The 25,613-nt window shown below is 60.9% G+C and carries 24 protein-coding genes and 3 tRNA genes; 10 read left to right on the top strand and 17 right to left on the bottom strand.

Annotation, left to right across the window (positions count from 1 at the left end):
- Nucleotides 1–118 precede the first annotated feature (118 nt).
- The 6 genes from AC6I7Z_RS04550 to AC6I7Z_RS04525 form a co-directional block, all read right to left on the bottom strand.
- Nucleotides 119–1,261, bottom strand: a complete 1,143-nt coding sequence (locus AC6I7Z_RS04550; protein WP_497813301.1) for a glycerate kinase — start codon at nt 1,259–1,261, stop codon at nt 119–121.
- A gap of 80 nt (nt 1,262–1,341) precedes the next feature.
- On the bottom strand, nt 1,342–2,226 hold the full coding sequence (gene garR / locus AC6I7Z_RS04545) for a 2-hydroxy-3-oxopropionate reductase (RefSeq protein WP_497813300.1): 885 nt from the start codon (nt 2,224–2,226) through the stop codon (nt 1,342–1,344).
- Between the two features lie 19 nt (nt 2,227–2,245).
- Complete coding sequence (gene garL, locus AC6I7Z_RS04540; protein WP_497815398.1) at nt 2,246–3,016, bottom strand: 2-dehydro-3-deoxyglucarate aldolase; 771 nt, start codon at nt 3,014–3,016, stop codon at nt 2,246–2,248.
- A gap of 45 nt (nt 3,017–3,061) precedes the next feature.
- Nucleotides 3,062–4,393 carry a glucarate dehydratase gene (gudD, locus tag AC6I7Z_RS04535; RefSeq protein WP_497813299.1) on the bottom strand — a complete coding sequence of 444 codons (1,332 nt, stop codon included), beginning with the start codon at nt 4,391–4,393 and terminating at the stop codon, nt 3,062–3,064.
- 10 nt (nt 4,394–4,403) lie between these two features.
- Nucleotides 4,404–5,750: an enolase C-terminal domain-like protein gene (locus AC6I7Z_RS04530; protein ID WP_497813298.1), complete on the bottom strand. Its 1,347-nt coding sequence runs from the start codon at nt 5,748–5,750 to the stop codon at nt 4,404–4,406.
- 9 nt (nt 5,751–5,759) lie between these two features.
- Nucleotides 5,760–7,106, bottom strand: a complete 1,347-nt coding sequence (locus AC6I7Z_RS04525) for an MFS transporter (RefSeq protein ID WP_497813297.1) — start codon at nt 7,104–7,106, stop codon at nt 5,760–5,762.
- A gap of 555 nt (nt 7,107–7,661) precedes the next feature.
- On the opposite strand from AC6I7Z_RS04525, the gene garD reads away from it, so the two are divergent.
- Nucleotides 7,662–9,221, top strand: a complete 1,560-nt coding sequence (gene garD, locus AC6I7Z_RS04520) for a galactarate dehydratase (protein ID WP_497813296.1) — start codon at nt 7,662–7,664, stop codon at nt 9,219–9,221.
- A gap of 38 nt (nt 9,222–9,259) precedes the next feature.
- Here the strand turns inward: garD and AC6I7Z_RS04515 are convergent, their stop codons facing one another.
- The 4 genes from AC6I7Z_RS04515 to syd form a co-directional block, all read right to left on the bottom strand.
- Nucleotides 9,260–9,706, bottom strand: coding sequence for a flavodoxin (locus AC6I7Z_RS04515; RefSeq protein ID WP_497813295.1), 447 nt, complete (start codon nt 9,704–9,706; stop codon nt 9,260–9,262).
- An 11-nt stretch (nt 9,707–9,717) separates the two neighbouring features.
- Nucleotides 9,718–10,494, bottom strand: coding sequence for a tRNA pseudouridine(65) synthase TruC (gene truC / locus AC6I7Z_RS04510; RefSeq protein ID WP_497813294.1), 777 nt, complete (start codon nt 10,492–10,494; stop codon nt 9,718–9,720).
- Nucleotides 10,494–10,817 (bottom strand): YqcC family protein, encoded by a 324-nt coding sequence (locus tag AC6I7Z_RS04505; protein ID WP_048786944.1) that lies wholly within the window; start codon nt 10,815–10,817, stop codon nt 10,494–10,496. The genes truC and AC6I7Z_RS04505 overlap by 1 nt, the downstream gene beginning before the upstream one ends.
- Before the next feature lie 569 nt (nt 10,818–11,386).
- Nucleotides 11,387–11,956, bottom strand: coding sequence for a SecY-interacting protein (syd, locus tag AC6I7Z_RS04500; RefSeq protein ID WP_497813293.1), 570 nt, complete (start codon nt 11,954–11,956; stop codon nt 11,387–11,389).
- Between the two features lie 62 nt (nt 11,957–12,018).
- Here syd and queF point away from each other — a divergent pair, with 62 nt between their 5' ends.
- The 3 genes from queF (at nt 12,019) to xni (ending at nt 15,212) form a co-directional block, all read left to right on the top strand.
- On the top strand, nt 12,019–12,864 hold the full coding sequence (gene queF / locus AC6I7Z_RS04495; protein WP_497813292.1) for an NADPH-dependent 7-cyano-7-deazaguanine reductase QueF: 846 nt from the start codon (nt 12,019–12,021) through the stop codon (nt 12,862–12,864).
- Between the two features lie 169 nt (nt 12,865–13,033).
- Entirely contained in the window at nt 13,034–14,395 is a 1,362-nt protein-coding gene (gene ppnN / locus AC6I7Z_RS04490) for a nucleotide 5'-monophosphate nucleosidase PpnN (RefSeq protein ID WP_048786947.1), read from the top strand.
- 40 nt (nt 14,396–14,435) lie between these two features.
- Nucleotides 14,436–15,212, top strand: coding sequence for a flap endonuclease Xni (xni, locus tag AC6I7Z_RS04485; RefSeq protein WP_497813291.1), 777 nt, complete (start codon nt 14,436–14,438; stop codon nt 15,210–15,212).
- A gap of 3 nt (nt 15,213–15,215) precedes the next feature.
- On the opposite strand, the gene rlmM is transcribed toward xni, so the two are convergent.
- The 4 genes from rlmM to AC6I7Z_RS04465 form a co-directional block, all read right to left on the bottom strand.
- The gene (gene rlmM / locus AC6I7Z_RS04480; protein ID WP_497813290.1) at nt 15,216–16,316 is read right to left on the bottom strand and encodes a 23S rRNA (cytidine(2498)-2'-O)-methyltransferase RlmM; all 1,101 of its coding nucleotides are present in this window, start codon (nt 16,314–16,316) and stop codon (nt 15,216–15,218) included.
- Entirely contained in the window at nt 16,309–16,704 is a 396-nt protein-coding gene (locus AC6I7Z_RS04475; protein ID WP_033752824.1) for a DUF423 domain-containing protein, read from the bottom strand. The genes rlmM and AC6I7Z_RS04475 overlap by 8 nt, the downstream gene beginning before the upstream one ends.
- 50 nt (nt 16,705–16,754) lie before the next feature.
- On the bottom strand, nt 16,755–17,672 hold the full coding sequence (locus AC6I7Z_RS04470) for a transcriptional regulator GcvA (protein WP_033752825.1): 918 nt from the start codon (nt 17,670–17,672) through the stop codon (nt 16,755–16,757).
- Nucleotides 17,673–18,023: 351 nt separating this feature from the next.
- A complete protein-coding gene (locus AC6I7Z_RS04465; protein WP_033752826.1) occupies nt 18,024–18,245 on the bottom strand; it encodes a YgdI/YgdR family lipoprotein in 222 nt (73 codons plus the stop codon).
- Nucleotides 18,246–18,441: 196 nt separating this feature from the next.
- On the opposite strand from AC6I7Z_RS04465, the gene csdA reads away from it, so the two are divergent.
- Together csdA and csdE are read left to right on the top strand one after the other, a co-directional pair.
- Nucleotides 18,442–19,656, top strand: a complete 1,215-nt coding sequence (gene csdA, locus AC6I7Z_RS04460; protein WP_497813289.1) for a cysteine desulfurase CsdA — start codon at nt 18,442–18,444, stop codon at nt 19,654–19,656.
- Nucleotides 19,653–20,102: a cysteine desulfurase sulfur acceptor subunit CsdE gene (csdE, locus tag AC6I7Z_RS04455; RefSeq protein ID WP_497813288.1), complete on the top strand. Its 450-nt coding sequence runs from the start codon at nt 19,653–19,655 to the stop codon at nt 20,100–20,102. The genes csdA and csdE overlap by 4 nt, the downstream gene beginning before the upstream one ends.
- A 4-nt stretch (nt 20,103–20,106) precedes the next feature.
- Here csdE and tcdA read toward each other — a convergent pair whose 3' ends face one another.
- Nucleotides 20,107–20,910 carry a tRNA cyclic N6-threonylcarbamoyladenosine(37) synthase TcdA gene (gene tcdA / locus AC6I7Z_RS04450; protein WP_033752829.1) on the bottom strand — a complete coding sequence of 268 codons (804 nt, stop codon included), beginning with the start codon at nt 20,908–20,910 and terminating at the stop codon, nt 20,107–20,109.
- 45 nt (nt 20,911–20,955) lie between these two features.
- Nucleotides 20,956–22,107: a murein transglycosylase A gene (mltA, locus tag AC6I7Z_RS04445; RefSeq protein WP_497813287.1), complete on the bottom strand. Its 1,152-nt coding sequence runs from the start codon at nt 22,105–22,107 to the stop codon at nt 20,956–20,958.
- Nucleotides 22,108–22,313: 206 nt separating this feature from the next.
- Between mltA and AC6I7Z_RS04440 the strand changes: the two genes are divergently transcribed.
- From AC6I7Z_RS04440 to AC6I7Z_RS04430, 3 genes are all read left to right on the top strand, one after another.
- Nucleotides 22,314–22,390, top strand: a tRNA-Met gene (locus AC6I7Z_RS04440).
- A 50-nt stretch (nt 22,391–22,440) separates the two neighbouring features.
- Nucleotides 22,441–22,517, top strand: a tRNA-Met gene (locus tag AC6I7Z_RS04435).
- Between the two features lie 50 nt (nt 22,518–22,567).
- Nucleotides 22,568–22,644 (top strand) — tRNA-Met (locus tag AC6I7Z_RS04430).
- An 82-nt stretch (nt 22,645–22,726) separates the two neighbouring features.
- On the opposite strand, the gene amiC is transcribed toward AC6I7Z_RS04430, so the two are convergent.
- A complete protein-coding gene (gene amiC / locus AC6I7Z_RS04425) occupies nt 22,727–23,965 on the bottom strand; it encodes an N-acetylmuramoyl-L-alanine amidase AmiC (RefSeq protein WP_497813286.1) in 1,239 nt (412 codons plus the stop codon).
- 231 nt (nt 23,966–24,196) lie between these two features.
- Between amiC and argA the strand changes: the two genes are divergently transcribed.
- Nucleotides 24,197–25,525 carry an amino-acid N-acetyltransferase gene (gene argA / locus AC6I7Z_RS04420; RefSeq protein WP_497813285.1) on the top strand — a complete coding sequence of 443 codons (1,329 nt, stop codon included), beginning with the start codon at nt 24,197–24,199 and terminating at the stop codon, nt 25,523–25,525.
- Nucleotides 25,526–25,613: the final 88 nt, after the last annotated feature.

The raw sequence follows: 25,613 nt of genomic DNA, 5'->3' as shown, positions 1-25,613 counted from the left end.
GACGCAAAAAGCGTCATCCCTGACAGCTCGGCCCGCGCAGTCCCTTGCGCGGGACGCTTTGCTCTTCGATCCATGTCATCCACATTTTAAGTTTGTTAGCCGTCTGAAGGCCGCTTTTTTACTCTATTACGCCGCCCATCTTCAGCGTCGCGGCGATATTCCTGGCCGCCAGCCGCAGATTGGTTTCGGCGTTCGTCAGCGCCTCCTCCAGCGTACAGATGCTGTAAAGCACGCTGAATACCGCGTCCAGACCGTGCTGATGCACCACGCCCACATCCGCCGTCAGGCTGCCGGCAATGCCGATCACCGGCTTGTTAAACTGTTTCGCCACCTGCGCCACGCCAATCGGCACCTTGCCGTTGATGCTCTGGCTGTCGATGCGCCCTTCGCCGGTAATCACCAGCGAAGCGTCTTTGACCTGCTCCGCCAGCCCGAGCGCCTCGGTGACAATTTCGATGCCGCGTCGCAGATCTGCCTGGCAGAAGGCGTGCAGCGCCGCGCCCATGCCGCCCGCCGCGCCGCCGCCGGGAATATGCAGCACGTCGATATCGAGATCGCGCTGAATAATCGCCGCGTAGTGCGCCAGCGCGCTGTCCAGCTGCTCCACCAGCTGCGGCGTCGCGCCTTTCTGCGGGCCGAAGATAGCCGACGCGCCGTCGCGGCCGGTCAGCGGATTAGTCACGTCGCACGCCACTTCGAAACGGCACTGCCGCACGCGCGCGTCCAGTCCGCTGATATCAATTTTTGCCAGCTCCGGCAGCGCGCCGCCGCCGAAGCCGATCTCGTTCTGCTGCGCATCCAGCAGCCGCGCGCCCAGCGCCTGCATCATGCCCGCGCCGCCATCGTTGGTGGCGCTGCCGCCGATGCCGATAATGATATGCCCGACGCCGTTGTCCAGCGCGCTCTTGATCAGCTCGCCGGTGCCGAACGAAGTGGTGGTCAGGGGATCGCGCTGCGCGGCGGGCACCAGCTCCAGCCCGCTGGCGGCCGCCATTTCAATAAAGGCGGTGCGCGCGTCGCCGGAGAGGCCGTAGAAGGCGTCGACCGGCGCGCCGAGCGGTCCGGTTACGCGCAGGTTGACGATACTCCCCGCCGTCGCCGCCACCATCGCCTCAACCGTGCCTTCGCCGCCGTCGGCAACCGGTATCTTCACGTAGGTAGCGTCAGGAAAAATCTCGCGGAAGCCCGCTTCAATCGCGGTTGCCACGCCTGAGGCGGATAAACTCTCTTTGTATGAATCCGGTGCGATTACGATTTTCATAGGCAATCCAGGCGCTGTTGATAGACGGTTCATCATCCGTGATGGCGCAGTGCAGCGGCCGCGCCGGCCGCTGCACTGCGTTAACGGGTTATCTCAACCTTGGCTAATTTTTCATAATAGCAGGCAAGCGCGCTATGGTCGGCGTTGCCCTGGCCGTCGTTGCGCAGCGCCTGCATCATCTCCATCACCGCGGCGGTGAGCGGAAGATGGGCGCCGATGCCGTGCGAGGTATCGAGCGCGTTGGCCAGATCCTTGATATGCAGATCGATGCGGAAGCCCGGCTTGAAGTTGCGATCCAGCACCATCGGCGCTTTGGCGTCGAGCACGGTGCTGCCCGCCAGCCCGCCGCGGATCGCCTGATAGACCAGCTCGGGATTGACGCCCGCCTTGGTCGCCAGCGACAGCGCTTCCGACATCGCCGCGATATTGAGCGCCACGATCACCTGGTTCGCCAGTTTGGTGACGTTGCCCGCGCCGATATCGCCGGTGTGCACCACCGATCCCGCCATCGCCTTCATGATGTCGTAGCAGCGGTCGAAAATCTCTTTGTCGCCGCCCACCATCACGGAAAGCGTGCCTTCAATCGCTTTCGGCTCGCCGCCGCTCACCGGCGCATCGAGCATTTTAATGCCCTTCTCCGCCAGCGCGTCGTGCACCTCGCGGCTGGCGAGCGGCGCGATAGAACTCATATCGATGACGATCAGGCCCGGCTTCGCGCCGTCGAGAATGCCGTTTTCGCCCAAGCAAACCTCTTTCACCTGCGGCGAGTTGGGCACCATGGTGATCACCACGTCAACCTGCTCAGCCACCTCTTTCGGTGATTTCGCCACGCTGGCGCCCAGCGCGCTTAATTCCGCTTCGTTGCTGGCGTTGTGATCGCGCACAACCAGAGAATAACCGGCTTTCACCAGGTTTTTACTCATCGGTTTGCCCATGATGCCGAGGCCGATAAATCCAATTTTCATTGCCTTTCCCCTTCGTCAGTTACTTCTTAAATTTGTCGCACAGCGCCTGAGTCGCGTTGCGGAAGACGCCTACGTCGCTGCCCACCGCCACGAAGCTGGCGCCCCATTCGAGATAGCGGCGCGCGTCCGCTTCGACCGGCGCGAGGATGCCGCTCGGCTTGCCCGCCGCTTTGGCGCGCTCAAACACATGCTTGATCACCTTCAGCACCTCGGGATGCGCAGGCTGGCCGAGATAGCCGAGCGCGGCGGAGAGATCGCCAGGGCCGACGAAGATGCCGTCGACGCCCTCTACCGCGGCGATGGCGTCGATATTGTCCACCGCCTGCTGGGTTTCAATCTGCACCAGCACCGTAATGTTGTCGTTCACCGTGGCGTTGTAGTCGGGCAGCGTGCCGTACATATTGCTGCGGTGCGACACCGAGACGCCGCGAATGCCCGCGGGCGGGTAGCGGGTCGAGGCCACGGCGCGCAGCGCCTCCTCTTCTGTTTCCACAAACGGGATCAGGAAGTTGTAGAAGCCGATATCCAGCAGGCGCTTGATGATCACCGGCTCGTTGCAGGGCGGACGCACCACCGGCGCGCTGACGCTGCCCTTGAGCGCCATCAGCTGCGGCACAAAGGTGGTAATGTCGTTGGGCGCATGTTCGCCGTCCAGCACCAGCCAGTCGAAACCGGCCAGGCCGAGCACTTCAGTGGTGACAGGGTTTGCCAGCGCGCACCAGCTGCCGATCAGGGTTTCTCCTGCCAGCAGACGACGGCGAAATGCGTTCGGCCAGGCTCTGTTACTCATCATCTCTTCTCCCGTTACAACCGCTCCCCGCAGGGAGCCTAAAAGTTAGCGCACCAGACAGGGACGTTTATTGTCGAAGGTCCAGTTCGGTACGAGAAACTGCATCGCCTGCGCATCGTCGCGCGCGCCCAGTCCATGTTTTTGATACAGCGCGTTGGCCTGCATAACCTGATCCATATCCAGCTCGACGCCCAGTCCCGGCTTCTGCGGCACCTGCACCATGCCGCCTTTGATTTGCAGCGGCTCTTTGGTCAGGCGCTGGTTGCCCTCCTGCCAGATCCAGTGGGTGTCGATGGCGGTGATGGCGCCTGGCGCGGCGGCCGCCACATGGGTGAACATCGCCAGCGAGACGTCGAAGTGGTTGTTGGAGTGCGAGCCCCAGGTCAGGCCGAAGTCGTGGCACATCTGCGCCACGCGCACCGAGCCCTGCATGGTCCAGAAGTGCGGATCGGCCAGCGGAATATCGACCGACTGCAGCGACAGCGTATGGCCCATCTGCCGCCAGTCGGTGGCGATCATATTGGTGGCGGTCGGCAGCCCGGTGGCGCGGCGGAACTCCGCCATCACCTCGCGGCCGGAATAGCCCTGCTCGGCGCCGCACGGATCTTCCGCATAGGCCAGCACCCCTTTCAGCTGCTTGCCGAGCAGGATCGCCTCGTTGAGCGACCAGGCGCCGTTGGGATCGAGCGTAATGCGCGCCTCTGGAAAGCGCTTCGCCAGCGCCGTTACCGCTTCCGCCTCTTCGCCGCCGCGCAGCACGCCGCCCTTGAGCTTGAAGTCGTTAAAGCCATATTTGTCGTACGCCGCCTCGGCCAGCCGCACCACCGCGTCCGGCGTCAGCGCCTCTTCGTGGCGCAGGCGATACCAGTCGCAGGCCTCATCTTGCTGGCTCTGATAGGGCAGCCCGGTCTTTTTACGGTCGCCGATGTAGAACAGGTAGCCAAGCATCTCGACGCGGTCGCGCTGCTGTCCGTCGCCCAGCAGCGTCGCGACGTTGACCTGCAGATGCTGGCCCAGCAGATCGAGCAGCGCCGCCTCAATGCCGGTAACCACGTGAATGGTGGTGCGCAGGTCAAAGGTCTGGCTGCCGCGCCCGGAGGAATCGCGATCGGCGAAGGTGCTGCGCACCAGGCTGAGTACGTTTTTATACTCGCCAACCGTTTTGCCGATCACCAGCGCCGCCGCATCTTCCAGCGTCTGGCGGATTTTCTCGCCGCCAGGGATTTCGCCGACGCCGGTATGGCCCGCGTTATCCTTGATAATCACAATATTGCGGGTGAAAAAAGGCGCGTGCGCGCCGCTCAGGTTGAGCAACATGCTGTCATATCCCGCTACCGGAATAACCTGCATCGCTGTGACTTTCGGTGTCGAACTCATCTCCTGCTCCTTACACTGTGGCGCGGCCGAATGCCGGGCGCTTACGGTCGAACGTCCAACCGGGAATCAGATACTGCATGGCGGTGGCGTCGTTACGCGCGCCCGCCGGCAGCGATTTAAAGAGGTCGTGGGCCTGGCGCAGCCGATCCCAGTCCAGCTCGACGCCGAGCCCCGGCGCGTCGGGCACGGCGATTTTGCCGTTGCGGATCTGCAGCGGCTGTTTAGTCAGGCGCTGGTCGCCCTCCTGCCAGATCCAGTGGGTATCGAGCGCGGTGGGATTGCCCGGCGCGGCTGCGCCGACGTGGGTAAACATCGCCAGCGAAATATCGAAGTGGTTATTGGAGTGACAGCCCCAGGTAAGGCCCCACTCGTCGCAGAGCTGCGCCACGCGCACCGCGCCGCTCAGCGTCCAGAAGTGCGGATCGGCCAGCGGAATATCGACCGCATTGAGCATCACCGCATGGTTCATCTCGCGCCAGTTGGTGGCGATCATATTGGTGGCGACCGGCAGCCCGGTGGCGCGGCGGAACTCCGCCATCACCTCGCGGCCGGAATAGCCCTGCTCGGCGCCGCACGGATCTTCCGCGTAGGTCAGCACCTCGCCCATGCCTTTGCAGAGGCGGATCGCCTCGTCCAGCGTCCAGGCGCCGTTGGGATCGACGGTAATGCGCGCGTCAGGAAAGCGCCGCTTTAGCGCCGCCGCGGAATCAATCTCCTGCTCGCCCGGCAGCACGCCGCCTTTGAGTTTGAAATCCTTAAAGCCATATTTGTCCTGCGCCGCCTCCGCCAGACGCACCACCGCCTCGGGCGTCAGCGCCTCCTGATGGCGCAGGCGATACCAGTCGTGGTCGCCGCTCTCGCCGCTCTGATAGGGCAGATCGGTTTTGCGGCGGTCGCCGATATAGAAGAGATAGCCCAGCACCGTCACCTCGTCGCGCTGCTGGCCGGGGCCGAGCAGCTCCGCCACCGGCACGCCGAGGCACTGTCCGAGCAGGTCGAGCAGCGCCGCTTCCAGCGCAGCGACCGCGTTGACGCGCAGCTCAAAGGTCCAGGCGCCCTTGCCGAAGGTGTCGAAATCGGCCGACTGATTGCCTTTGTGCACCTGCTGCACCAGCCGGTTCATGCGCGCCACCTGCTGGCCTTCAACCTGCGGGATCGCCTCGACCAGCGTCTGGTAGATGGTGTCGCCACCCGGCGCTTCGCCGACGCCGGTATGCCCGGCGCTGTCGGTCAGCACCACGATATTGCGGGTAAAGCAGGCGTTATGCGCGCCGCCGATATTCAGCAGCATGCTGTCGTATCCGGCGACCGGGATCACCTGCATGCGGGTAATCACCGGTGAGCTTTGCGTAGACATATTCCCTCCTTATGTCCGCGGTTTCAGTTCGATGCGTTTGATATCGCCTGCAATCACCAGGAAGCTGAAGGCGGCGACGAACGCATGGATGCCGACATAGATCAGCGCGCCTTCAAACGAACCGCTGGTGGCGATGATGTAGCCGATAGCGATAGGCGTGACGATGCCGGAGAAGTTGCCGAACATATTGAACAGGCCGCCGCTCAGGCCGCTGATCTCTTTCGGCGCGGTATCCGCCATCACCGCCCAGCCCAGCGCGCCAATACCTTTGCCGAAGAAGGCGAGCGCCATAAAGAACACCACCACCCATTCGGTGTCGCTGTAGTTGCACATCACCATGCTGATAGAGAGCAGCATGCCGAGCACGATAGGCGTTTTGCGCGCGATGTTGAGCGAGCCGGTTTTGCGCATCAGGTAATCGGAGATGACGCCGCCCAGCACGCCGCCGAGGAAGCCGCACACCGCCGGAATCGAGGCGATCATCCCCGCTTTCAGAATCGACATGCCGCGCGCCTGCACCAGATAGACCGGGAACCAGGTGATAAAGAAGTAGGTGAGCGCGTTGACGCAGTACTGGCCGAGATAGATGCCCAGCATCATGCGCGAGGAGAGCAGCTGCTTGATCTGGAACCACTTCTCATCCCAGCTCACTTTCTGCTGCGCCTTTTTCGCATCCATATTGATCAGCGCGCCGCCCTGCTCCATATACTCCAGCTCGGCTTTATTCACGCCAGGATGGTCGTTGGGATCGTGGATCACTTTCAGCCAGATAAAGCTGAGAATGATGCCGAGGCCGCCCATAAACCAGAACACGTGCGCCCAGCCCACTTCCGATACCAGCCAGCCCATAATCGGCGCGAAAATCACCGTGGCGAAATACTGGGCCGAGTTAAAGATGGCGACGGCGGTACCGCGCTCCTGCGCCGGGAACCAGGCCGCGACGATACGGCTGTTGCCCGGGAAAGATGGCGCTTCTGCCAGACCGACCATAAAGCGCAGCATGAACAGTGAGACCACAATGGCATAGCCGCTAAAGATATCGACAAAGCCCTGCAGCAGAGTAAAAAGCGACCAGAGGAAGATGCTCCAGAAGTAGACGCGTTTTGATCCAAAGCGGTCCAGCAGCCAGCCGCCGGGGATCTGGCCGATAACGTAGGCCCACGAGAACGCCGAGAAGATGTAGCCCAGCCCCACCGAATCGAGACCGATATCTTTCGACATGGCGGAACCGGCGATGGAAATGGTGGCGCGGTCGCCGTAGTTGAACGAGGTGACGATAAACAACATCACCACGATCCAGTAGCGGGCGTTGGTGCGCTTCTGCACCGCTTCCGCCGTCTGGCTGTAACTATTCATGATGCACTCCTGAAATATAGCGTTCGCTACATTCGCTCTGACTGCATACACATCGCGTTGGGTATCAGAGAGAAGTCGGGTTAAACACGGCGATTTTTTTATAGGGGCAAACCGATAGTGCGTCGTGACGAATAACCTAACGTCGTATAACGAGAGCCAGTATAGGAATGACAAAAGGCGGAGGCACTGGAAGAACGCCTGACAATTAAGGCGCTAAAGCACGCATTGTCTGGCAGTTGCACAGCCGACTGCGGCGCGCCTCACGGAACCCGGTTTTTTCCGCCCGAAATGGCGATTTATTAAGCGAAGGTCGGCGCCTTTGTGAGACTCTTCACTTGCTTTTGGAAAAGCGAACCAAAAAGCAGCGGAAATGGGCGTAAATGCCGGACAGTTGCACAATGCGGCGGGCAACTCGCGTTCATATACTAAGGCTGGCAAATTCGATGTGCGACATGAAGAACGATAACGCGCCGCCACGTACGGCGCGCCAGGCCGCTGACCCGGCCCGCAGGCACTTAATTAATGACTCGCGTATGCATGACTGGAAGGTGAGCGATGAACCGAATTCTCAATGAGCCGCCGCTTTATATCAAAGTCCATGAAGATGACAATGTCGCTATCGTGGTCAACAACCAGGGGCTGCCGGCAGGCACCACCTTTCCCGACGGGCTGACGCTGACGGAGCATGTGCCGCAAGGGCATAAAGTGGCGCTCGCCGCCATTCCGCAGGGCGCGGCCATTCTCCGCTATGGCGAAGTGATCGGCTATGCGCTGCGCGACATCGCGCAAGGCGGCTGGATCGACGAGTCGCTGGTGGCGCTGCCCGAAGCGCCGCCGCTCGCCAGCCTGCCGCTGGCGACTAACGTGCCGCCCGCGCTGCCGCCGCTGGAAGGCTACACCTTCGAAGGCTACCGCAACGCGGACGGCAGCGTCGGCACGCGCAACCTGCTCGGCATTACCACCAGCGTGCACTGCGTCGCGGGCGTGGTGGACTATGTGGTGCAGATTATCGAGCGCGATCTGCTGCCGAACTACCCGAACGTCGATGGCGTCGTGGCGCTGAACCACCTTTACGGCTGCGGCGTGGCGATTAACGCGCCGGCGGCGGTGGTGCCGATTCGCACCATTCATAACCTGGCGCTGAACGCCAACTTCGGCGGCGAAATCATGGTGGTGAGCCTCGGCTGCGAGAAGCTGCAGCCCGAGCGTCTGCTGACCGGCACCAGCGACGTGCAGGCGATCTCGCTGGACGATCGCGACATTGTGCGTTTGCAGGATGAGCGCCATATCGGCTTCGGCGCGATGGTGGAAGAGATCCTCAGCGTGGCGAAAAGGCACCTTGAGCGCCTTAACCGCCGCCAGCGCGAAACCTGCCCCGCCTCCGCGCTGATTGTCGGCACGCAGTGCGGCGGCAGCGACGCCTTTTCCGGCGTAACCGCCAATCCCGCCGTGGGCTTCGCCTCCGATCTGCTGGTGCGCTGCGGCGCGACGGTGATGTTTTCCGAAGTGACCGAAGTGCGAGACGCGATTCATCTGCTGACGCCGCGCGCCGTTAATGAAGAGGTGGGCAAGCGACTGCTGGAAGAGATGGCGTGGTATGACGACTATCTCGATCAGGGCCAGACCGACCGCAGCGCCAATCCTTCGCCCGGCAATAAAAAGGGCGGACTGGCGAACGTGGTGGAAAAAGCGCTGGGATCGATCGCCAAGTCAGGCCGCAGCGCCATTGTCGAAGTGCTGTCGCCAGGCCAGCGGCCGACGCGGCGCGGGCTGATCTACGCCGCCACGCCCGCCAGCGATTTTGTCTGCGGCACTCAGCAGATGGCGTCGGGCATTACGCTGCAGGTCTTTACCACCGGACGCGGCACGCCTTACGGCCTGGCGGCGATTCCGGTGATCAAGATGGCGACGCGCAACGCGCTGGCCGATCGCTGGCACGACCTGATGGATATCAACGCCGGCACGATCGCCACGGGCGAAGAGACTATCGAGCAGGTCGGCTGGCGGCTCTTCCACCTGATTCTGGATATCGCCAGCGGCCGCCAGCAAACCTGGTCGGATCGCTGGGGCATTCGCAATCAGCTGGCGGTGTTCAACCCGGCGCCGGTGACCTGATAAGGGCGCGCGCTGCGCGGCGGCGGCGCGCGATTAACTCACAGCTGTTTTCCCCACGCCTCGACCCAGGGCGAAGTGACCGTCTCCGGTTCAGGATCTTCGGTCGCATCCACCAGCAGCACCTCGCCGACGCGCTGCGCGCCCTGCTCCTGCAACAGCGCGTCAAAGGTTTTGCCCGCGCCGCAAAAGTGATCGTAGCTGCTGTCGCCGAGCGCGATGACGCCGTAACGCAGCGTCGGCTGATAACCCAGCTTATCTTTCACGTCGTGATAAAGCGCGGCGATGCTGTCGGGGAAATCGCCCTGGCCGGTGGTCGAGGTGATCACCAGCGCGACGTCGCCGCTGTACTGCTGCCACTGCGCGAGCGTCGGATCGTCATACACCGCAACCTCGTGCCCCTGCGCCTGTAAAACAGGCTGCGCCTCTTCCGCCGCCAGCAGCGCGTTGCCGTATACCGTACCTACAAAAATGCCAATCTTCGCCATGTGCCTGCTCCTTAAGCTGAGGTGCTATCCTCGCCTGCCGCGGCGGCAAACTCAAGCCCTGCGGCGGCGAGCGCCGCCTGCCAGCCGAACTCGCACGCCAGCCGACGCCATACCGTATCCAGCCCGGCGCGGATCACCAGCGGCTCGCCGGTCACCGGGTGCGTTAGCGCCAGGCTGCTGGCGTGCAGCATCAGGCGGTCGGCGCCGAAATGCTGCGCCGCGCCGCGATTTTGCCGCAGATCGCCGTGGGTGGTGTCGCCGATAATCGGGTGACGCAGATGCGCCATATGGCGGCGCAGCTGATGCTTGCGGCCCGTGCGCGGCGAGAGCTGCATCAGGCTGTAGCGCGCGCTCGGATAGCGGCCAATCGCCACCGGCATTTCCGCCCAGGCCAGCGCCTGATAGTCGGTCACCGCCGGCTGCGGCTCGCGCGCTTGCGTAGCGAACTTATCGGCGATCTTGTCCAGCTCCTCCACCAGCGGATAGTCGAGCGTGCCGCTCTCCTGCAGCCAGCCGCGCGTCACCGCGTGGTAGGTTTTCCGCATCTGATGCTGCTCGAACTGCTGCGACAGCAGGCGCCCGACGTCGCTGGAGAGGCCCATCAACAGCACGCCGGAGGTCGGGCGGTCGAGCCGATGCGCGGTAAAGACGTGCTGGCCGATCTGGTCACGCACGGTTTGCATCACCACCACCTTCTCTTTGCGATCCAGCCAGCTGCGATGCACCAGCCAGCCGGCGGGTTTATTAACTGCCACCAGCCATTCATCCTGATAAATAATCTCCAGCATCAGGCGGGATCGTCCATAAACAGCGCGTCGAGCTGGGTCAGGCTGTGCAGGATCGGCGCATGGCCCGGCGTGGCGGCGGTCAGCGCGACTTCAAAATAGGGAGCGATAGCGAAATTTTGCGGCAGCGGCTGCTGCGCGGCGATAAGCGCCCGCATACGCGGGATAAGCACCCACTGCAGCCACTCGAGCGGCTCCAGCGTGTCGAGACAGAAAGGCTGGCTGCTGGCGAGCGCGCTGGCGGACGGGGGCGTTTCCTGCCAGTGATGGTGATCGCGCAGCAGCGCTTCGAGCTGCTCCAGCCGTTGTAACAGTAAAGGGGTCATGGGCCACCTCCAGCGAGCGGTAAATTCGGGCCGCAAGCATACCACCGCCGGACGCGGGCGCAAAAAAAGGGAGCACTGTTAAAACAGTGCTCCCGGTTCGTTTGCAGCTTTCCCGCTACTTTGATGCTCCCTGCCTCATCCATGACAACTTTTCCTTTGCGCCATCCTGCGCTTATCGTCCTGATAATTCCTTTGGCTTCCAGGCCCGCCGCGCATCATGTGCGGCTCTCGTTCTCCTTCCTGGAGGTGTCCCTGACTCTCTCCTGAGTATCCTGCTTCATCCTGAAGCCTTCCGTGTGACGTAAACTCCGTTACGGTCCCGCCTCCTGGCATGACGTATCCTGACGCTATCTTCAATCCTCTGGCTTCCTGCCAACTGCTGACTATTCTGGCAGAGGCCGCTGAATAAACAAGGTACTCAACAGCGTTACATTATTTGTTTATAGACCAGATTTAGGAGTAATGCCATTAAGTCAATGATTCACAATATTTTTACATTGCGGACTTCTGGATGTCCCTTCAGAGAAATGCCAATATCTCACAGTACATGTAAGAGATATCTCACATTGTCACTGGCGATTATCTGCAAAGGCTGGCATAACCACCTGTAAATTCTTAAGAAATGTCCGAACATTTTCCGCCAGAATTTCGCGTTTTTTGGTTCCGGGCTGCTCAAGAATCACCTCGCCGCTCAGGTTGCAAATTGAGACGATCTCCTGCTCCGATTCCGTGGCGGCGATAAACAGCGTCGGCGTCTGTTTCAGGCGACGCTTCATAATCAGATGCCCGATTAGATTCTCCTGCAGCCGCAGGAAATCCTCTTCGCTCCAGACCTGAAGCAGCGACAGCTCAAGGTGCGCAAAGCGCGCCGTCATATCGCCCGCGAACTGCGCGGTATAAAAGGCGGCGATATCCTCCTGAAGCGCGATCTCCAGCGCGCGCTCTACCGCTTCCAGCGTGGCGGGCAAGGTGAAGGGCTGCGGCTGCCACCATACCTCATCTGCCTGGGTGGCGATAATGCAGGGCGACGGCACGCCATAAAGCGCCTGGCTGGCGGGCGCGTGGCCGGTGCGCTGTTGCCAGGCGTCGCAATAGCGGGCGGTAAATTCGCGCAGGGCATCCACAGTCTGTTGCATCACTCTTTTTCTCGCGTCTGATGGGTTACACTTATCCACTTTGTTTTGTATCACGGGTAACCGCTATGTCTTTATATGAAAAGGATCAGGCGCTGAGCAACCTGACCCTGGGCAAACCCACAGCCTATCACGATCAATACGATCCCAGCCTGCTGCAGGCGGTGCCGCGCAGCCTGAACCGCACGCCGCTGGGACTCACATCCGATTCGCTGCCTTTTACCGGCGCGGATATCTGGACGCTCTACGAGCTCTCCTGGCTTAACAGCAAGGGCGTGCCGCAGGTGGCGCTGGGCGAAGTGGTGCTGAACGCCACCAGCGAACATCTTATCGAGTCAAAGAGCTTTAAGCTCTACCTTAACAGCTTTAACCAGACGCGCTTCGACAACTGGGGCGAGGTGCGCCAGACGCTGGAGCGCGACCTCAGCGCCTGCGCGCAGGGCGAAGTCAGCGTCGCGCTGTTCCGCCTGAGCGAGATCGAGGGCCAGCCTATCGGTCAGTTTAGCGGTTACTGCATCGACGAGCAGGATATCGCCATCGCGGACTACAGCTTTAATGCCGACTACCTTATCGGCGCGGCGAGCGGCGAAGTCGTAGAAGAGACGCTGGTCAGCCATCTGCTGAAATCCAACTGTTTGATCACCAATCAGCCCGACTGGGGTTCGGTGATGATCCGCTACAAAGGCCCGCGCATCGACCGCGAAGCGCTGCTGCGCTACCTCATCTCTTTCCGCCAGCACAATGAGTTTCACGAGCAGTGCGTGGAGCGCATCTTTAACGATCTGCTGCGCTTCTGCCAGCCGCAGCAGCTTACCGTCTATGCGCGCTACACGCGTCGCGGCGGCCTGGATATCAATCCGTGGCGCAGCAACGTGCCTTTTACGCCGGGATATTCCCGTCTGGCGCGTCAGTAGCTTTGCGAGGCCTCTCGCAGCCTGCGCGTCAGAGGTTGCGTTCCCCTTGAGCATTGAGGGTCGACAAGGCACTCTGTTAAAGGCGGCGGTCGGAGGATCGCCGACCAGGGATTTTCGCCACCGCAACGGCGGTGTCATTAGTCACCCAGGCGGGTGTAACGGAGTTCATTTGATTACGCATATCAGCCCTCTTGGCTCGATGGATCTGCTCTCTCAGCTGGAAGTGGACATGCTCAAGCGCACCGCGAGCAGCGACCTTTACCAGCTGTTTCGCAACTGCTCCCTTGCCGTCCTGAATTCAGGCAGCCAGACCGACAGCAGCCACGAACTGCTTTCCCGCTTTGAAAATTTCGACATCAACGTGCTGCGCCGCGAGCGCGGCGTCAAGCTGGAACTGATCAATCCGCCGGAAGAGGCGTTTGTCGACGGACGCATTATCCGTTCGCTGCAGGCCAACCTGTTTGCCGTGCTGCGCGATATTCTGTTTGTTAACGGCCAGCTGGCGATCGCCGGCATGGAAGAGGCGCCGCCGGATGATTCGGCGCATATCACTAACCAGGTGTTCTCCATTCTGCGCAACGCCCGCGCGCTGCACATTGGGGAATACCCGAATACCGTGGTCTGCTGGGGCGGCCACTCCATCAACGCGGTGGAGTACCAGTACTGCCGCAACGTCGGCACCCAGCTGGGCCTGCGCGAGCTGAATATCTGCACCGGCTGCGGGCCGGGCGTGATGGAGGCGCCGATGAAAGGCGCGGCGGTGGGCCATGCGCAGCAGCGCTACCGCGACAGCCGCTTTATCGGTCTGACCGAGCCGTCGATTATCGCCGCTGAGCCGCCGAATCCGCTGGTGAACGAACTCATCATCATGCCGGATATCGAAAAACGTCTGGAAGCCTTTGTGCGCATCGCGCACGGCATCATTATTTTTCCTGGCGGCGTGGGCACGGCGGAAGAGCTGCTCTACCTGCTGGGCATTATGATGAACCCGCAGAACCACGAGCAGGTGCTGCCGCTGATCCTTACCGGCCCGCAGGAGAGCGCCGACTACTTCCACGTGCTGGACGACTTTATCGTCAACACGCTGGGCGAAGCGGCCCGTCGTCACTATAAGATCATTATCGACGACGCCGCCGAAGTGGCGCGCCTGATGAAGAAAGCGATGCCGCAGGTGAAGGAGTATCGCCGCGAAACCGGCGACGCCTACAGCTTTAACTGGTCGATTCGCATCTCGCCCGATCTGCAAAAGCCGTTTCTGCCAACCCATGAAAATATGGCCAACCTCAATCTCTACACCAGCCAGCCGGCGGAGCAGCTGGCGGCGGATCTGCGCCGCGCCTTCTCCGGCATCGTCGCCGGGAACGTGAAAGAGATCGGCATACGGGAAATCCGCGAAAAAGGGCCCTATAAGCTGCACGGCGAGCCGGACATTATGCGCCGCATGGATGAATTGCTGCAGGGCTTCGTCGCTCAGCACCGCATGAAGCTGCCGGGCACCGCCTATATCCCCTGCTACGAAATCATTAAATAAACTGCAAGGAAGGCAGTCCTGCCGGGCTGCCGTTTAGCTTATGTCATTTCACCTTCTAATTGTGGACGCGCTCAATCTGATACGTCGTCTGCACGCAGTACAGGGATCGCCCTGCGTCGAGGGTTGCGTCGCGGCGCTGCGCCAGCTTCTGGGGCATACGCAGCCGACCCACGTGGTGGCGGTATTCGACAGCGAACAGCGTCACCAGGGCTGGCGGCATCAGCTGCTGCCGGACTATAAAAGCGGCCGGCCGCCGATGCCGGAGGATCTGCATGCCGAACTTCCTGCGCTGCAGGAGGCGTTTCGCCGCGTCGGCGTCAGCTGCTGGATCGCCGAGGCGGATGAAGCGGACGATCTGGCCGCTACGCTGGCGGTAAAAATGGCGCAGGCGGGCCATCAGGCGACCATCGTCTCTACCGACAAAGGCTACTGTCAGCTGCTGGCGCCGCAGATCCGCATCCGCGACTACTTTCAAAAGCGCTGGCTGGATCTGCCCTTTATCGAAAACGAGTTCGGCGTCGCGCCGCAGCGGCTGCCCGATTACTGGGGGCTGTGCGGCATCAGCAGCAGCAAGATCCCCGGCGTGGCGGGCATCGGCCCGAAAAGCGCCAAAACGCTGCTGCAGACGTTTGGTTCGCTGGAGGCGGTCTATGCGCAGCTCGACGAGGTGCCGGAGAAGTGGCGCGCGAAGCTGGAGGCCGGGCGTGAGTCCGCCTTAATCAGCCGACAGGTTGCGATGCTGAAGCAGGATTTGGTGCTGCAGGGGAATTTGAAAACGCTGCGCTACCAGGGCCAGGCGCCGCAGCGCCCGGCCTGACGCTTAACGTTCGTCGCGGCGGCCCGGTATGGCGCCCCAGATGCGGCGAATATGCACCGTGACCTCTTCGCGGTCGTGGTAGAGCTGGCGCGCGCGGATCTGCGCGTTGATGCCCTGCGCCTTCAGCGCCTCGTCAATCATCGCCAGGTTCTGCGTCACCTCTTCGTAGCGCTTTTTCATCGGCAGCTTAAGGTTAAAAATCGCCTCGCGGCACCAGCCGTTGACCAGCCATTCGGTCATCAGGCTGGCGACGCGCACCGGCTTCTCGACCATATCGCACACCAGCCAGTCGTTGTTGTTGCGCGTCGGGCGAAACTTAAAGCCGTCCTCGCGGCAGTGGGTGACCTGCCCGGTATCCATCAGGCTCGGCGCCATCGGGCCGTTATCCACCGCGTCAACCCACATGCTGCGCTTCACCAGCTGATAGGTCCAGCCGCCGGGACAGGCGCCGAGATCGACCGCGCGCATGCCGCCCGCCAGGCGCTCGTCCCACTCGTCGGCGGGAATAAAGACGTGAAACGCCTCTTCCAGCTTCAGGGTCGAGCGGCTCGGCGCATCAGCCGGGAATTTCAGGCGCGGAATGCCCATATAGAACGGCGAATTGTTGCCAGCAGCAGAGTAGCCGACGTAGCAGGCGCCAGGCGCGATAAAGAAGACGTGCACCACCGGGCGCTTCGGGCTTTCGTAGTTGAGCAGGATCCCCGCCTCGCGCAGGCTGGCGCGCAGCGGCACGGTAAACTTGCGGCAAAACTTCGTCAGCTCTTTCGCTTCGTTAGTATCCGGCACCTCGACGCGCAGTTCGCCGCCCTTCTCCACCACGCCGGTCAGCATGCCGACAATCGGCGCGATGCGATCGTCCGGCGGCAGATCCTTCAGCAACTCGCCGACCACCAGCATCTGGCGGGCGAAGATCAGCGTATCGAAAGGCAGCTCGCGCGCCAGGCGGTCGGCGTCTTCATGCTGATAGCACTCGAACAGCACATAACCGCTGTTCTCTTTCACCCGCGGAAAACCGTAGATTTCACGCTCGGCGGCGCAGGCGGCGATTTCCGCAGCGCACTCTTTTTCAAAGCCGGGACGGCAGTAAAGTAAAACTTTATTCATGGCGATCTGCCTTTCGTTTAAGACGCAGCGCGCCAATCAACATCAGAAACCAGCCGACCAGGAAACAGAGGCCGCCGACCGGCGTAACAAAAACCCAAAACTTCAGATGCGACAGCGCCAGAGAGTAGAGGCTGCCGCTGAACAGCACGACGCCGAGGGCAAGAAAGGCGCTGCTCCAGTAAAACCAGAGATTGGCGCGGCGCAGCATCGCGGCGCCCAGGCCGATAACCGCCAGCGTATGGTACGCCTGATACTCCAGCCCGGTATGAATCCAGGCCATTTCGGTCGGCCCCAGAGAACGGCTTAAAACATGGGCGCCAAAAGCGCCAAAGGCCACCAGCAAAAACCCGCTGATGGCGGCAAAAATAAACATGGCACGACTGGACATCTGACTATCCTCAAGGTGCATCTGTACATCTGGCTACAGAAATCAATTAGTTAGTGATCGTAGCGAAAGCGGAATTTTTCTTGTTCGCTGGCGGCTTTCGCGATGATCCACTGTCGAAAGGCGGCTATTTTACCCAGTTCTGCCTGGCTGTCATGACAAACCAGATAAAAAGCGTTTTTACTCACCAGCACGTCGTTGAACGGACAGATCAATCGGCCGGCTTCTATTTCGCTCTGCGCCATCACGTTGTTCGCCAGCGCCACGCCCTGGCCGTGGATCGCGGCCTGCAGCACCATGGCGCTGTGGCTGAAAATCGGCCCCTGCTGGACGTTAATATGCTGCAAGCCTAGCTGCCGGATATAGGATTGCCAGTCGCGCCGCGAAGCGTCATGCAGCAGCGTGAAGCGCGACAGATCCATCGGCGTTTTCAACGGATTGTCGCCGGTCATCAGCGCGGGCGAACAGACCGGCAGCAGATATTCGGCGTAAAGTTTTTCCACGCGCAGTCCCGGCCAGTTGCCGCGGCCGTAGAAAATCGCCACGTCGACGTCGTCGGCCAGCTTCTCTTCATCGCGGTCCACCGCCTGGATACGCACGTCGATGCCCGGATAAGCCATATTAAAGCTGGAGAGTCGCGGCACCAGCCACTGAATGGCAAAGCTGGGCAGCAGGCTGACGGTTAAGGCGCCCTTTGCGCTACGCGCCTGAAGTTTGCGCGTCGCGTCGTTGAGCGCGGTGAAAATCTCTTTGATATCGAGATAGTAGCTTTGCCCCTCTTCCGTCAGCAGCAGCGAGCGATTCCTCCGGCGAAACAGCTTAAGTCCCAGAAAATCTTCCAGCGATTTAATCTGATGGCTGACGGCTGCCTGGGTGACGAACAGCTCTTCGGCGGCTTTGGTAAAGCTGAGATGGCGCGCCGCAGCGTCAAACACGCGGAGTGCATTAAGAGGAGGAAGGCGTTTCGACATGGTTTTCCGTGCTCGGATCAGGGGCAATACGCGTGCGCTTATAAAAAGCGGTCACATATTAGTTTTAGTAATCCGATGCATTATAAATTGTCCGTTGAGGAAGCTCCAGCAAATACCTATAGTTGCCGCACTTCCTGAGCCGGAACGAAAAGATTTCAGGATTTGTGAGTGAGTTCGCAGATTTCCGGGAAGCTTTTGGCTTGTGGTCGTGATGTTGTGTTTGCATTTTGATCTGACGTTTGCAGATCAAGCTTTTAATTCCTGTAGATTTACCCTGTCTGTCCATAGTGATTTTGAATAGCACCGCAAATTGCGGTGCTTTTTTTTTGCCTGCAGCAGACGCCGAAGCGCTTACTGCATCTCAACCATCTCTTTGACGTCGGAGCGGTTAATCTGCTGCTTGTTGCCGTTAGCGTCTTTATAGCTGATCATACCGGTATCGCTGTCTACTGAAGGCTTGCCTTCTGAAACAATGGTGCGACCGTCATTGGTATGCATGACATAATTGCTTGAACACGCGGCCAGAGTAAAAGCCATAGCGCAGACAGCCAGCACTGCTGAAAGTTTTTTCATTTTCTATCTCCTTGTAGATGATTGCATCAAACCGCCCGCGTTGGCTAACCCTAGTCAAATCGACTAAAGAAGGTTGCTCCTTGTGCGGGTTTTGGTTTAAACCTTGCATTAATCAGCATAACGCGCTTTTACAGCTTTGCCAGGAGAGAGCCAGGCTTTTGATCTGGCCCTGTTTATTTGTATGACGAGACAAAGCATGACCGCATTCAACCCCACCGCCTTCCGCCAGCAGTTTCCCGCGCTGAGCGACGCCGGCGTTTATCTCGACAGCGCCGCCACGACGCTCAAGCCCCAGGTGGTGATTGATACCACGCAACAGTTTTACAGCCTGAGCGGCGGCACCGTGCATCGCAGCCAGTACGGCGCGGCGCGTCAGCTTACCGAGCGTTATGAACAGGCGCGGCATCAGGTGGCGCGCCTGCTGAATGCGGCGCACGGCCACCAGATCGTCTGGACGCGCGGCACCACGGAGGCGATCAATCTGGTCGCCAACGGCTGGCTATTGCCGCGGCTAAAGGCCGGCGACGAGATCCTGGTGAGCGAGGCGGAGCATCACGCCAATCTGGTACCCTGGCTGATGGCGGCGCAGGCGCGCGGCGCGAAGGTGGTGAAATGGCCTGTCGGCGCCGATCGCCTGCCGGATATCACGCTGCTGTCGTCGCTGCTTAACGCGCGCACCCGGCTGCTGGCGATCGGCCAGATGTCCAACGTTACCGGCGGCTGTCCCGATCTGGCGCAGGCGATCGCGCTGGCGCACGGCGTCGGCGCGAAGGTCATGGTCGACGGGGCGCAGGGCGTGGCGCACTGCCCAACCGACGTGCAGGCGCTGGATATCGATTTCTACGCCTTCTCCGCCCATAAAATCTACGGCCCGACCGGCATCGGCGCGCTCTATGGCAAAGCCGAGCTGCTGGAGGAGATGTCGCCGTGGCAAGGCGGCGGTAAGATGCTGACCCACGTCGATTTCAACGGCTTTACGCCGCAGCCCGCGCCCTGGCGCTTCGAGGCGGGCACGCCGAACGTGGCGGGCGTAGTGGGACTAAGCGCCGCGCTCAGCTGGTTTGAGCAGCACGACCGGCTGAAAGCGGAGATGTGGAGCCAGCAGCTTGCCAGCCTGGCTGAAGAGCAACTGGGCGAGTTTCCCGGTTTCCGCAGCTACCGCGCGGGCCGGACGAGCGTGCTGGCGTTTGATTTCGAGGGCGTGCACCACAGCGACATCGTTACGCTGCTGGCGGAACAGGGCATTGCGCTGCGCGCCGGCCAGCACTGCGCGCAGCCGCTGATGGCGGCGCTGGGCGTGAGCGGCACGCTGCGCGTCTCTTTCGCGCCCTATAATAATTTACAGGATGTCGACGCGCTGACGCGCGCCGTCTACACCGCGCTCGATCTGCTCTCAGAGGAGGAAGCATGAGTCAGGCTCTGACTGGCCCGCACCCGTTTGGCGATCTGATTACCCTGGACGGCCTGAAAGAGAAGTTCGCCCATTTTCAGCAGTGGGAGGATCGCTATCGCCAGCTGATCCAGCTCAGCCGCCAGCTGCCTGCTCTGCCGGAGGCGCTGAAAACCGCCGATATCGAGCTGACCGGCTGCGAAAACCGCGTCTGGCTCGGCAGCCAGCTGCGCCACGACGGCACGCTGCATTTCTATGGCGACAGCGAAGGCCGCATCGTGCGTGGCCTGCTGGCGGTGCTGCTGACTGCCGTGGAGGGAAAAACGCCGCAGGCGCTGCTGGCGGAAGATCCGCTGCAGCTGTTTGACCAGCTGGGGCTGCGCGCCCAGCTCAGCGCCTCACGCAGCAGCGGCCTGAAAGCGCTGGCGGAGGCGGTACATCAGGCCGCGCGCGCGGCGCAGCCCTGAGGCTTTACGCCGCCTGACGCGCCGCGCGCGCGAGGAATTTCTTCAGCGCATGGGAAACGGCGACAAAGCCGAAGGTGGCGGTCACCATGGTGGCCGCGCCGAATCCCGCTTCGCAATCCATTCTTTTCGGCCCTTCAGCGGTGCTGCGCGCGGCGCAGACGCTGCCGTCCGGCTGCGGATACATCAGCGCTTCGGTCGAGAAGACGCAGTCGACGCCCAGCTTGCCTTTGCTGTTTTTCACCACGCCGAGCGCCTTCAGCCGCTCGCGCAGCTTAGCCGCCAGCGGATCCTGAATCGTTTTCGCCAGATCGGCCACCTGGATCTGGGTCGGATCGATCTGGCCGCCCGCGCCGCCGGTGGTGATCAGCGGGATCTTGTTGCGGCGGCACCAGGCGATCAGCGCCGCCTTTGGCCGTACGCTGTCGATGGCGTCAATCACATAGTCGTAGCCCGCCGCCATCAGTTCGGCGGTGTTGTCCGGCGTGATGAAGTCGTCAATGCAGATCACCTCGCAGTCGGGGTTGATGGCGCGCAGCCGCTCAGCCATCACCTCGGTTTTCGCCTTGCCGACGTTGCCGTTCAGCGCGTGGATCTGCCGATTGGTATTGGTGATGCAGACATCGTCCATATCGATCAGGGTAATTTTGCCGATGCCGGTGCGCACCAGCGCTTCCGCCGCCCAGGAGCCGACGCCGCCGATGCCGATCACGCAGAAATGCGCCGCGGCGAAACGCGACAGCGCATCCTGCCCATAAAGACGTGCCGTGCCGCCAAAACGCTGACGCCAGGCGTCGTTAACCACACTCATAATTAACCTTGTCACCTCATGCGGGCCGCGCGGCCCGCCGAGTAATCAGTTTGAACCCAGTAACAGAGAGCCATTATCGCCGTTTTGCGGACTGCTGAACAGCGGCTGTCCGGCGCCCGGCGCCGCCTTCAGCACCCAGACGCGGCCGTAATGGTTATAGAAGCCCGCCAGATGCGCCGCGTCGGGCCCGATGCCCTGATAGATGTCAAAGTGCTGGCCCTTGATGGCGCCGCCGACGTCCAGCGCCACCATCAGGCGCATCTCATACTTACCGTTGAACTTGCCTTTCTCGTTCAGCTGCGGCACTTCCGCCAGCAGCGCGGTTCCCGCCGGGATCAGCGAACGGTCCGACGCCACCGAGGCCTTCGCTACCAGCGGCACCGCGCTGGCGCCGCGCACCGGCGTGTAAGGTTCCGGCTTAAAGAAGACGAACGACGGGTTGGTTTCCAGCAGCGCGCGCACCTCCTGCTCAGAGTGCGACGCCGCCCAGTCGCGAATCGCCTGCATCGACATATCCTCGCGCTTCACCTCGCCGCGATCGATCAGCTCTTTGCCGATGCTGTGATAGGCCCAGCCATTTTTGCCGCCGTAGCCGAAGAAGGTCATCGGGCGGCCGTCGCCGTAGTCAACGTAGCCGCTGCCCTGCACGTCCATAATAAAGTTATCGATCAGCGAATTGCTCCAGCCGATAACGTAGCGTTCGTCCAGCGCGCCGCTATAGATAGAGGCGCGGCTCGGCAGCTTTGCGCCGCGCTTGCGCGGCGGCATGCGGTAGATGGGGTACTGGAATTCCCCCTGACGCGTATAGCGCGCCTGCACCACCGGCGTGTAGTAGCCGGTAAACTGCACGTTGCCGTAGTTGTCGGTGCCTTCCATCTGGAAGGCGTTCAGGCCGAACTGGCGCAGCTGGCGCGTATCGGCGCCCGCCATCAGCCAGCTTTCAATCGCGCTGTAGGTGCCGGTGTGGCGTCCATACAGGGCGGAAGAGGCGGACTGGATCTGCCGCACCTGCTCGCCGAAATCTCTGCCGTTCACCGGCCGGCCTTTGGCATTAGGCTGGTTAACCAGCGCCAGCGGCTGTTCCAGCTTGCCGTCCTTATATTGCTGCCCGCGATCGGTCGGCTTCGAGCTACAACCCGCCAGCAGCGCAAACATTGCACCAGTAAGTGCGTACTTCGCCCAGTGTCCTTTATTCATCGCCGTCTCTTTTATTCATCAGTGTTCGCCCCGCGACGATAGCAAAGCGTCTGGCAGATTGAAATCCGCCTGCCCTTTCCGCGCGCGCGGCTGTGCGATAATTAGCCAGATGGAGAAAATATTCAGCAACCAGTCCCTAATTTGACGCTTCGCGCTAAAAAGGGGTTGCATCATCAGCTCCAGGAGGTATAGTGCGCATCCACGGACGCGGGATGGAGCAGCCTGGTAGCTCGTCGGGCTCATAACCCGAAGGTCGTCGGTTCAAATCCGGCTCCCGCAACCAACTCTTCTTTTGAAGAGACAATGTGAAAAAGACGCAATGCGCACTACGGACGCGGGATGGAGCAGCCTGGTAGCTCGTCGGGCTCATAACCCGAAGGTCGTCGGTTCAAATCCGGCTCCCGCAACCAACTCTTCTTTTGAAGGGACAATGTGAAAAAGACGCAATGCGCACTACGGACGCGGGATGGAGCAGCCTGGTAGCTCGTCGGGCTCATAACCCGAAGGTCGTCGGTTCAAATCCGGCTCCCGCAACCAACATTTAAGCACCCTAAAGGGTGCTTTTTTGTTTTTGTGCGTTGTGAAACCGGGACGGCCTGCGCCATCCCCTCTTCTCGCTTTAGCGTCGCGCCCCGCCCTTGTCGAAGAAAGCCTTTATGCCATGGAAAATCGCCTCCGCCACCTGCTGCTGATAGCGGCTGGTGCGCAGCTTGCGCTCCTCTTCCACGTTGCTGATAAAAGCGGTTTCCACCAGAATCGACGGAATATCCGGCGCCTTCAGCACTGCGAAACCCGCCTGATCGACGGTGCGCTTGTGCAGATGGTTGATGCGCCCCATGCGATGCAGCACCTCTTTGCCGAACGCCAGGCTGTCGTGAATGGTCTGGCGCTGCACCATATCCAGCATGGTGTGGTCGAGGTAGCGATCGCCGCTCTTGCTGACGCCGCCGATAAGATCCGCTTCGTTCTGCGTTTGCGCCAGGAAACGCGCCGCCGCCGAAGTGGCGCCTTTGGTGGAGAGCGCGAACACCGAGGAGCCGCGCGCGCTGCGGCTGGTAAAGGCGTCGGCGTGTATCGAGACGAAAAGATCGGCGCGCTGCTTGCGCGCTTTCGCCACCCGGACCCGTAGCGGAATAAACACATCCTCGTTGCGCGTCATATAGGCTTTCATATTCGGCTCTTTGTCGATCAGCGCCTTAAGCCGTCGCCCCATCTTCAGCACGATATCTTTTTCGCGCGTTTTGTATTTGCCGTGCGCGCCGGGATCTTCGCCGCCGTGTCCGGGATCGATCATGACGATCAGCGGCCGATCGCGACCCGCCTTGCCGGGCAGCGGCGCGGATGCCGGCTCGCTGCGTCCCAGATCGCCCTGGTTGTAATCTTTGAGCAGCGCCAGCAGCGGATCGTCTTCGGCGGAATCCTGGCTCGGATAGAGATCGACCACCAGCCGGTGTTTGATGCCGGCCACCGGCGCCAGGGTAAAGGTTTTCGGCGCGACGTTGCGCTTCAGCTCCAGCACGATGCGGACGGTACTGGCGTCGAACTGTCCGACGCGCGCGTTTTTGATAAAGGGATCGCTTACCTGTACCAGCTTGTCGACGCCCTTCAGCACCGGATTGAGATGCATATTCTCGATATCAATAACCAGCCGATCGGGATGCGAGAGCGCAAACTGCTTGTAGTGAAGCGGCACGCTGGACTCCAGCGTCATGCGCGAATAGGTCGAAGATGGCCAGATGCGTACCGCGACGATATGGTTTTTTGCCGCCAGCCCCGTGCGGCTGACGCTCAGCAGCAATAATGCGCCGGTACCCTGCAGGAGCCTTCTGCGGGAAAGTAGGGGATTTGATTCTGACATGCCGCTCCAGCTGCTCTGTTCTGTCTAAAAAAGCGCCACTTTAATAAACGGCGCTGAAAACTTTAGCCCATCCCTTTGGCGAAGTCATCCAGGAAAAGCCAAATAATGCAGTCTCTTAGCAGTGAGCGCACCCGAAAAAACGTAAATTTTCGTCAGGTTTAACGCTTGCAAATAGCGCCCTAAAAGAATAAAAATACAAAAATTACGAATAATCATTCATTGAGGTTTGCCGTGAAGGAACGTAGTACTGAGCTGGTTCAGGGTTTTCGCCACACCGTTCCCTATATCAATGCCCATCGGGACAAGACCTTTGTCATCATGCTGGGCGGCGAAGCGATCGAGCATGAGAATTTCAACAGCATCGTTAACGATATCGGCCTGCTGCACAGTCTCGGCATTCGCCTGGTGGTGGTGTATGGCGCGCGTCCGCAGATCGACGCCAGCCTGGCGGCGAACCAGCTGGAGCCGGTTTACCACAAATACACCCGCGTGACCGACGCGCAGTCGCTGGAGCTGGTGAAGCAGGCGGCGGGACGGCTGCAGCTCGACATCACGGCGCGACTCTCAATGAGCCTGAATAACACGCCGCTGCAGGGCGCGCATATCAACGTGGTCAGCGGCAACTTTATTATCGCGCAGCCGCTGGGCGTGGACGACGGCGTCGATTATTGCCACAGCGGACGTATTCGCCGCATCGACGAAGAGGCGATCCACCGGCAGCTGGATAATGATGCAATCGTGCTGCTCGGCCCGGTGGCGGTCTCCGTGACCGGCGAGAGTTTCAATCTGACGTCGGAAGAGGTCGCCACCCAGCTGGCGATTAAGCTGAAGGCGGAGAAGATGATCGGTTTTTGCTCCGAGCAGGGCGTGACCCGCCGCGACGGCACCATTATCTCTGAGCTGTTCCCGAACGACGCGCAGGCGCGCATCGACGAGATGGAGAGCGACGGCGACTACCTTTCCGGCACGGTGCGCTTCCTGCGCGGCGCGGTGAAAGCCTGCCGCAGCGGCGTGCGCCGCAGCCATCTGATTAGCTACCAGGAAGATGGCGCGCTGCTGCAGGAACTCTTCTCGCGCGACGGTATCGGCACGCAGATCGTGATGGAGTCAAGCGAGCAGATCCGCCGCGCCACCATTAACGATATCGGCGGCATCCTGGAGCTTATCCGTCCGCTGGAGCAGCAGGGCATTCTGGTGCGTCGCTCGCGCGAGCAGCTGGAGATGGAGATCGACAAGTTCACCATTATTATTCGCGACAACCTCACCATCGCCTGCGCCGCGCTCTACCCGTTTATGGATGAGAAAATCGGTGAGATGGCCTGTGTAGCGGTGCATCCCGACTATCGCAGCTCGTCGCGCGGCGAAATGCTGCTGCAGCGCGTGGCGCTGCAGGCGCGGCAGATGGGGCTGAAGAAGCTGTTCGTGCTGACGACGCGCAGCATTCACTGGTTTCAGGAGCGCGGCTTTACGCCGGTGGATATCGAGTCGCTGCCGGAGAGTAAAAAGCAGATGTATAACTACCAGCGGCGCTCAAAGGTGCTGATGGCGGACCTGACCTGAGTCAGGCCAGCCGGCTCATCTTTCAGACGGCACCGTCGCTGATGCGCGGGCGGCATGGGCCGTGGAGCAAAGCGTCCTGCGCCAGGGA

This window comes from Pantoea sp. X-Soil-MYKO-1289, assembly GCF_059730625.1.
The sequence above is the reverse complement of the archived record's forward strand: the minus strand, read 5'-3'. Positions and strand labels throughout refer to the sequence as shown.

Coding starts and splice junctions, on each gene's coding strand:
- garR (WP_497813300.1), bottom strand. CDS start 2,226: ATGAAAATTGGATTTATCGGCCTCGGCATCATGGGCAAACCGATGAGT.
- mltA (WP_497813287.1), bottom strand. CDS start 22,107: ATGAATAAAGGACACTGGGCGAAGTACGCACTTACTGGTGCAATGTTT.
- garL (WP_497815398.1), bottom strand. CDS start 3,016: ATGAGTAACAGAGCCTGGCCGAACGCATTTCGCCGTCGTCTGCTGGCA.
- queF (WP_497813292.1), top strand. CDS start 12,019: ATGTCTTTATATGAAAAGGATCAGGCGCTGAGCAACCTGACCCTGGGC.
- csdE (WP_497813288.1), top strand. CDS start 19,653: ATGAGTCAGGCTCTGACTGGCCCGCACCCGTTTGGCGATCTGATTACC.
- truC (WP_497813294.1), bottom strand. CDS start 10,494: ATGCTGGAGATTATTTATCAGGATGAATGGCTGGTGGCAGTTAATAAA.
- tcdA (WP_033752829.1), bottom strand. CDS start 20,910: ATGAGTGTGGTTAACGACGCCTGGCGTCAGCGTTTTGGCGGCACGGCA.
- AC6I7Z_RS04470 (WP_033752825.1), bottom strand. CDS start 17,672: ATGTCGAAACGCCTTCCTCCTCTTAATGCACTCCGCGTGTTTGACGCT.
- xni (WP_497813291.1), top strand. CDS start 14,436: ATGTCATTTCACCTTCTAATTGTGGACGCGCTCAATCTGATACGTCGT.
- AC6I7Z_RS04530 (WP_497813298.1), bottom strand. CDS start 5,750: ATGTCTACGCAAAGCTCACCGGTGATTACCCGCATGCAGGTGATCCCG.
- AC6I7Z_RS04515 (WP_497813295.1), bottom strand. CDS start 9,706: ATGGCGAAGATTGGCATTTTTGTAGGTACGGTATACGGCAACGCGCTG.
- AC6I7Z_RS04550 (WP_497813301.1), bottom strand. CDS start 1,261: ATGAAAATCGTAATCGCACCGGATTCATACAAAGAGAGTTTATCCGCC.
- AC6I7Z_RS04505 (WP_048786944.1), bottom strand. CDS start 10,817: ATGACCCCTTTACTGTTACAACGGCTGGAGCAGCTCGAAGCGCTGCTG.
- AC6I7Z_RS04525 (WP_497813297.1), bottom strand. CDS start 7,106: ATGAATAGTTACAGCCAGACGGCGGAAGCGGTGCAGAAGCGCACCAAC.
- gudD (WP_497813299.1), bottom strand. CDS start 4,393: ATGAGTTCGACACCGAAAGTCACAGCGATGCAGGTTATTCCGGTAGCG.
- AC6I7Z_RS04475 (WP_033752824.1), bottom strand. CDS start 16,704: ATGTCCAGTCGTGCCATGTTTATTTTTGCCGCCATCAGCGGGTTTTTG.
- rlmM (WP_497813290.1), bottom strand. CDS start 16,316: ATGAATAAAGTTTTACTTTACTGCCGTCCCGGCTTTGAAAAAGAGTGC.
- AC6I7Z_RS04465 (WP_033752826.1), bottom strand. CDS start 18,245: ATGAAAAAACTTTCAGCAGTGCTGGCTGTCTGCGCTATGGCTTTTACT.
- garD (WP_497813296.1), top strand. CDS start 7,662: ATGAACCGAATTCTCAATGAGCCGCCGCTTTATATCAAAGTCCATGAA.
- amiC (WP_497813286.1), bottom strand. CDS start 23,965: ATGTCAGAATCAAATCCCCTACTTTCCCGCAGAAGGCTCCTGCAGGGT.
- csdA (WP_497813289.1), top strand. CDS start 18,442: ATGACCGCATTCAACCCCACCGCCTTCCGCCAGCAGTTTCCCGCGCTG.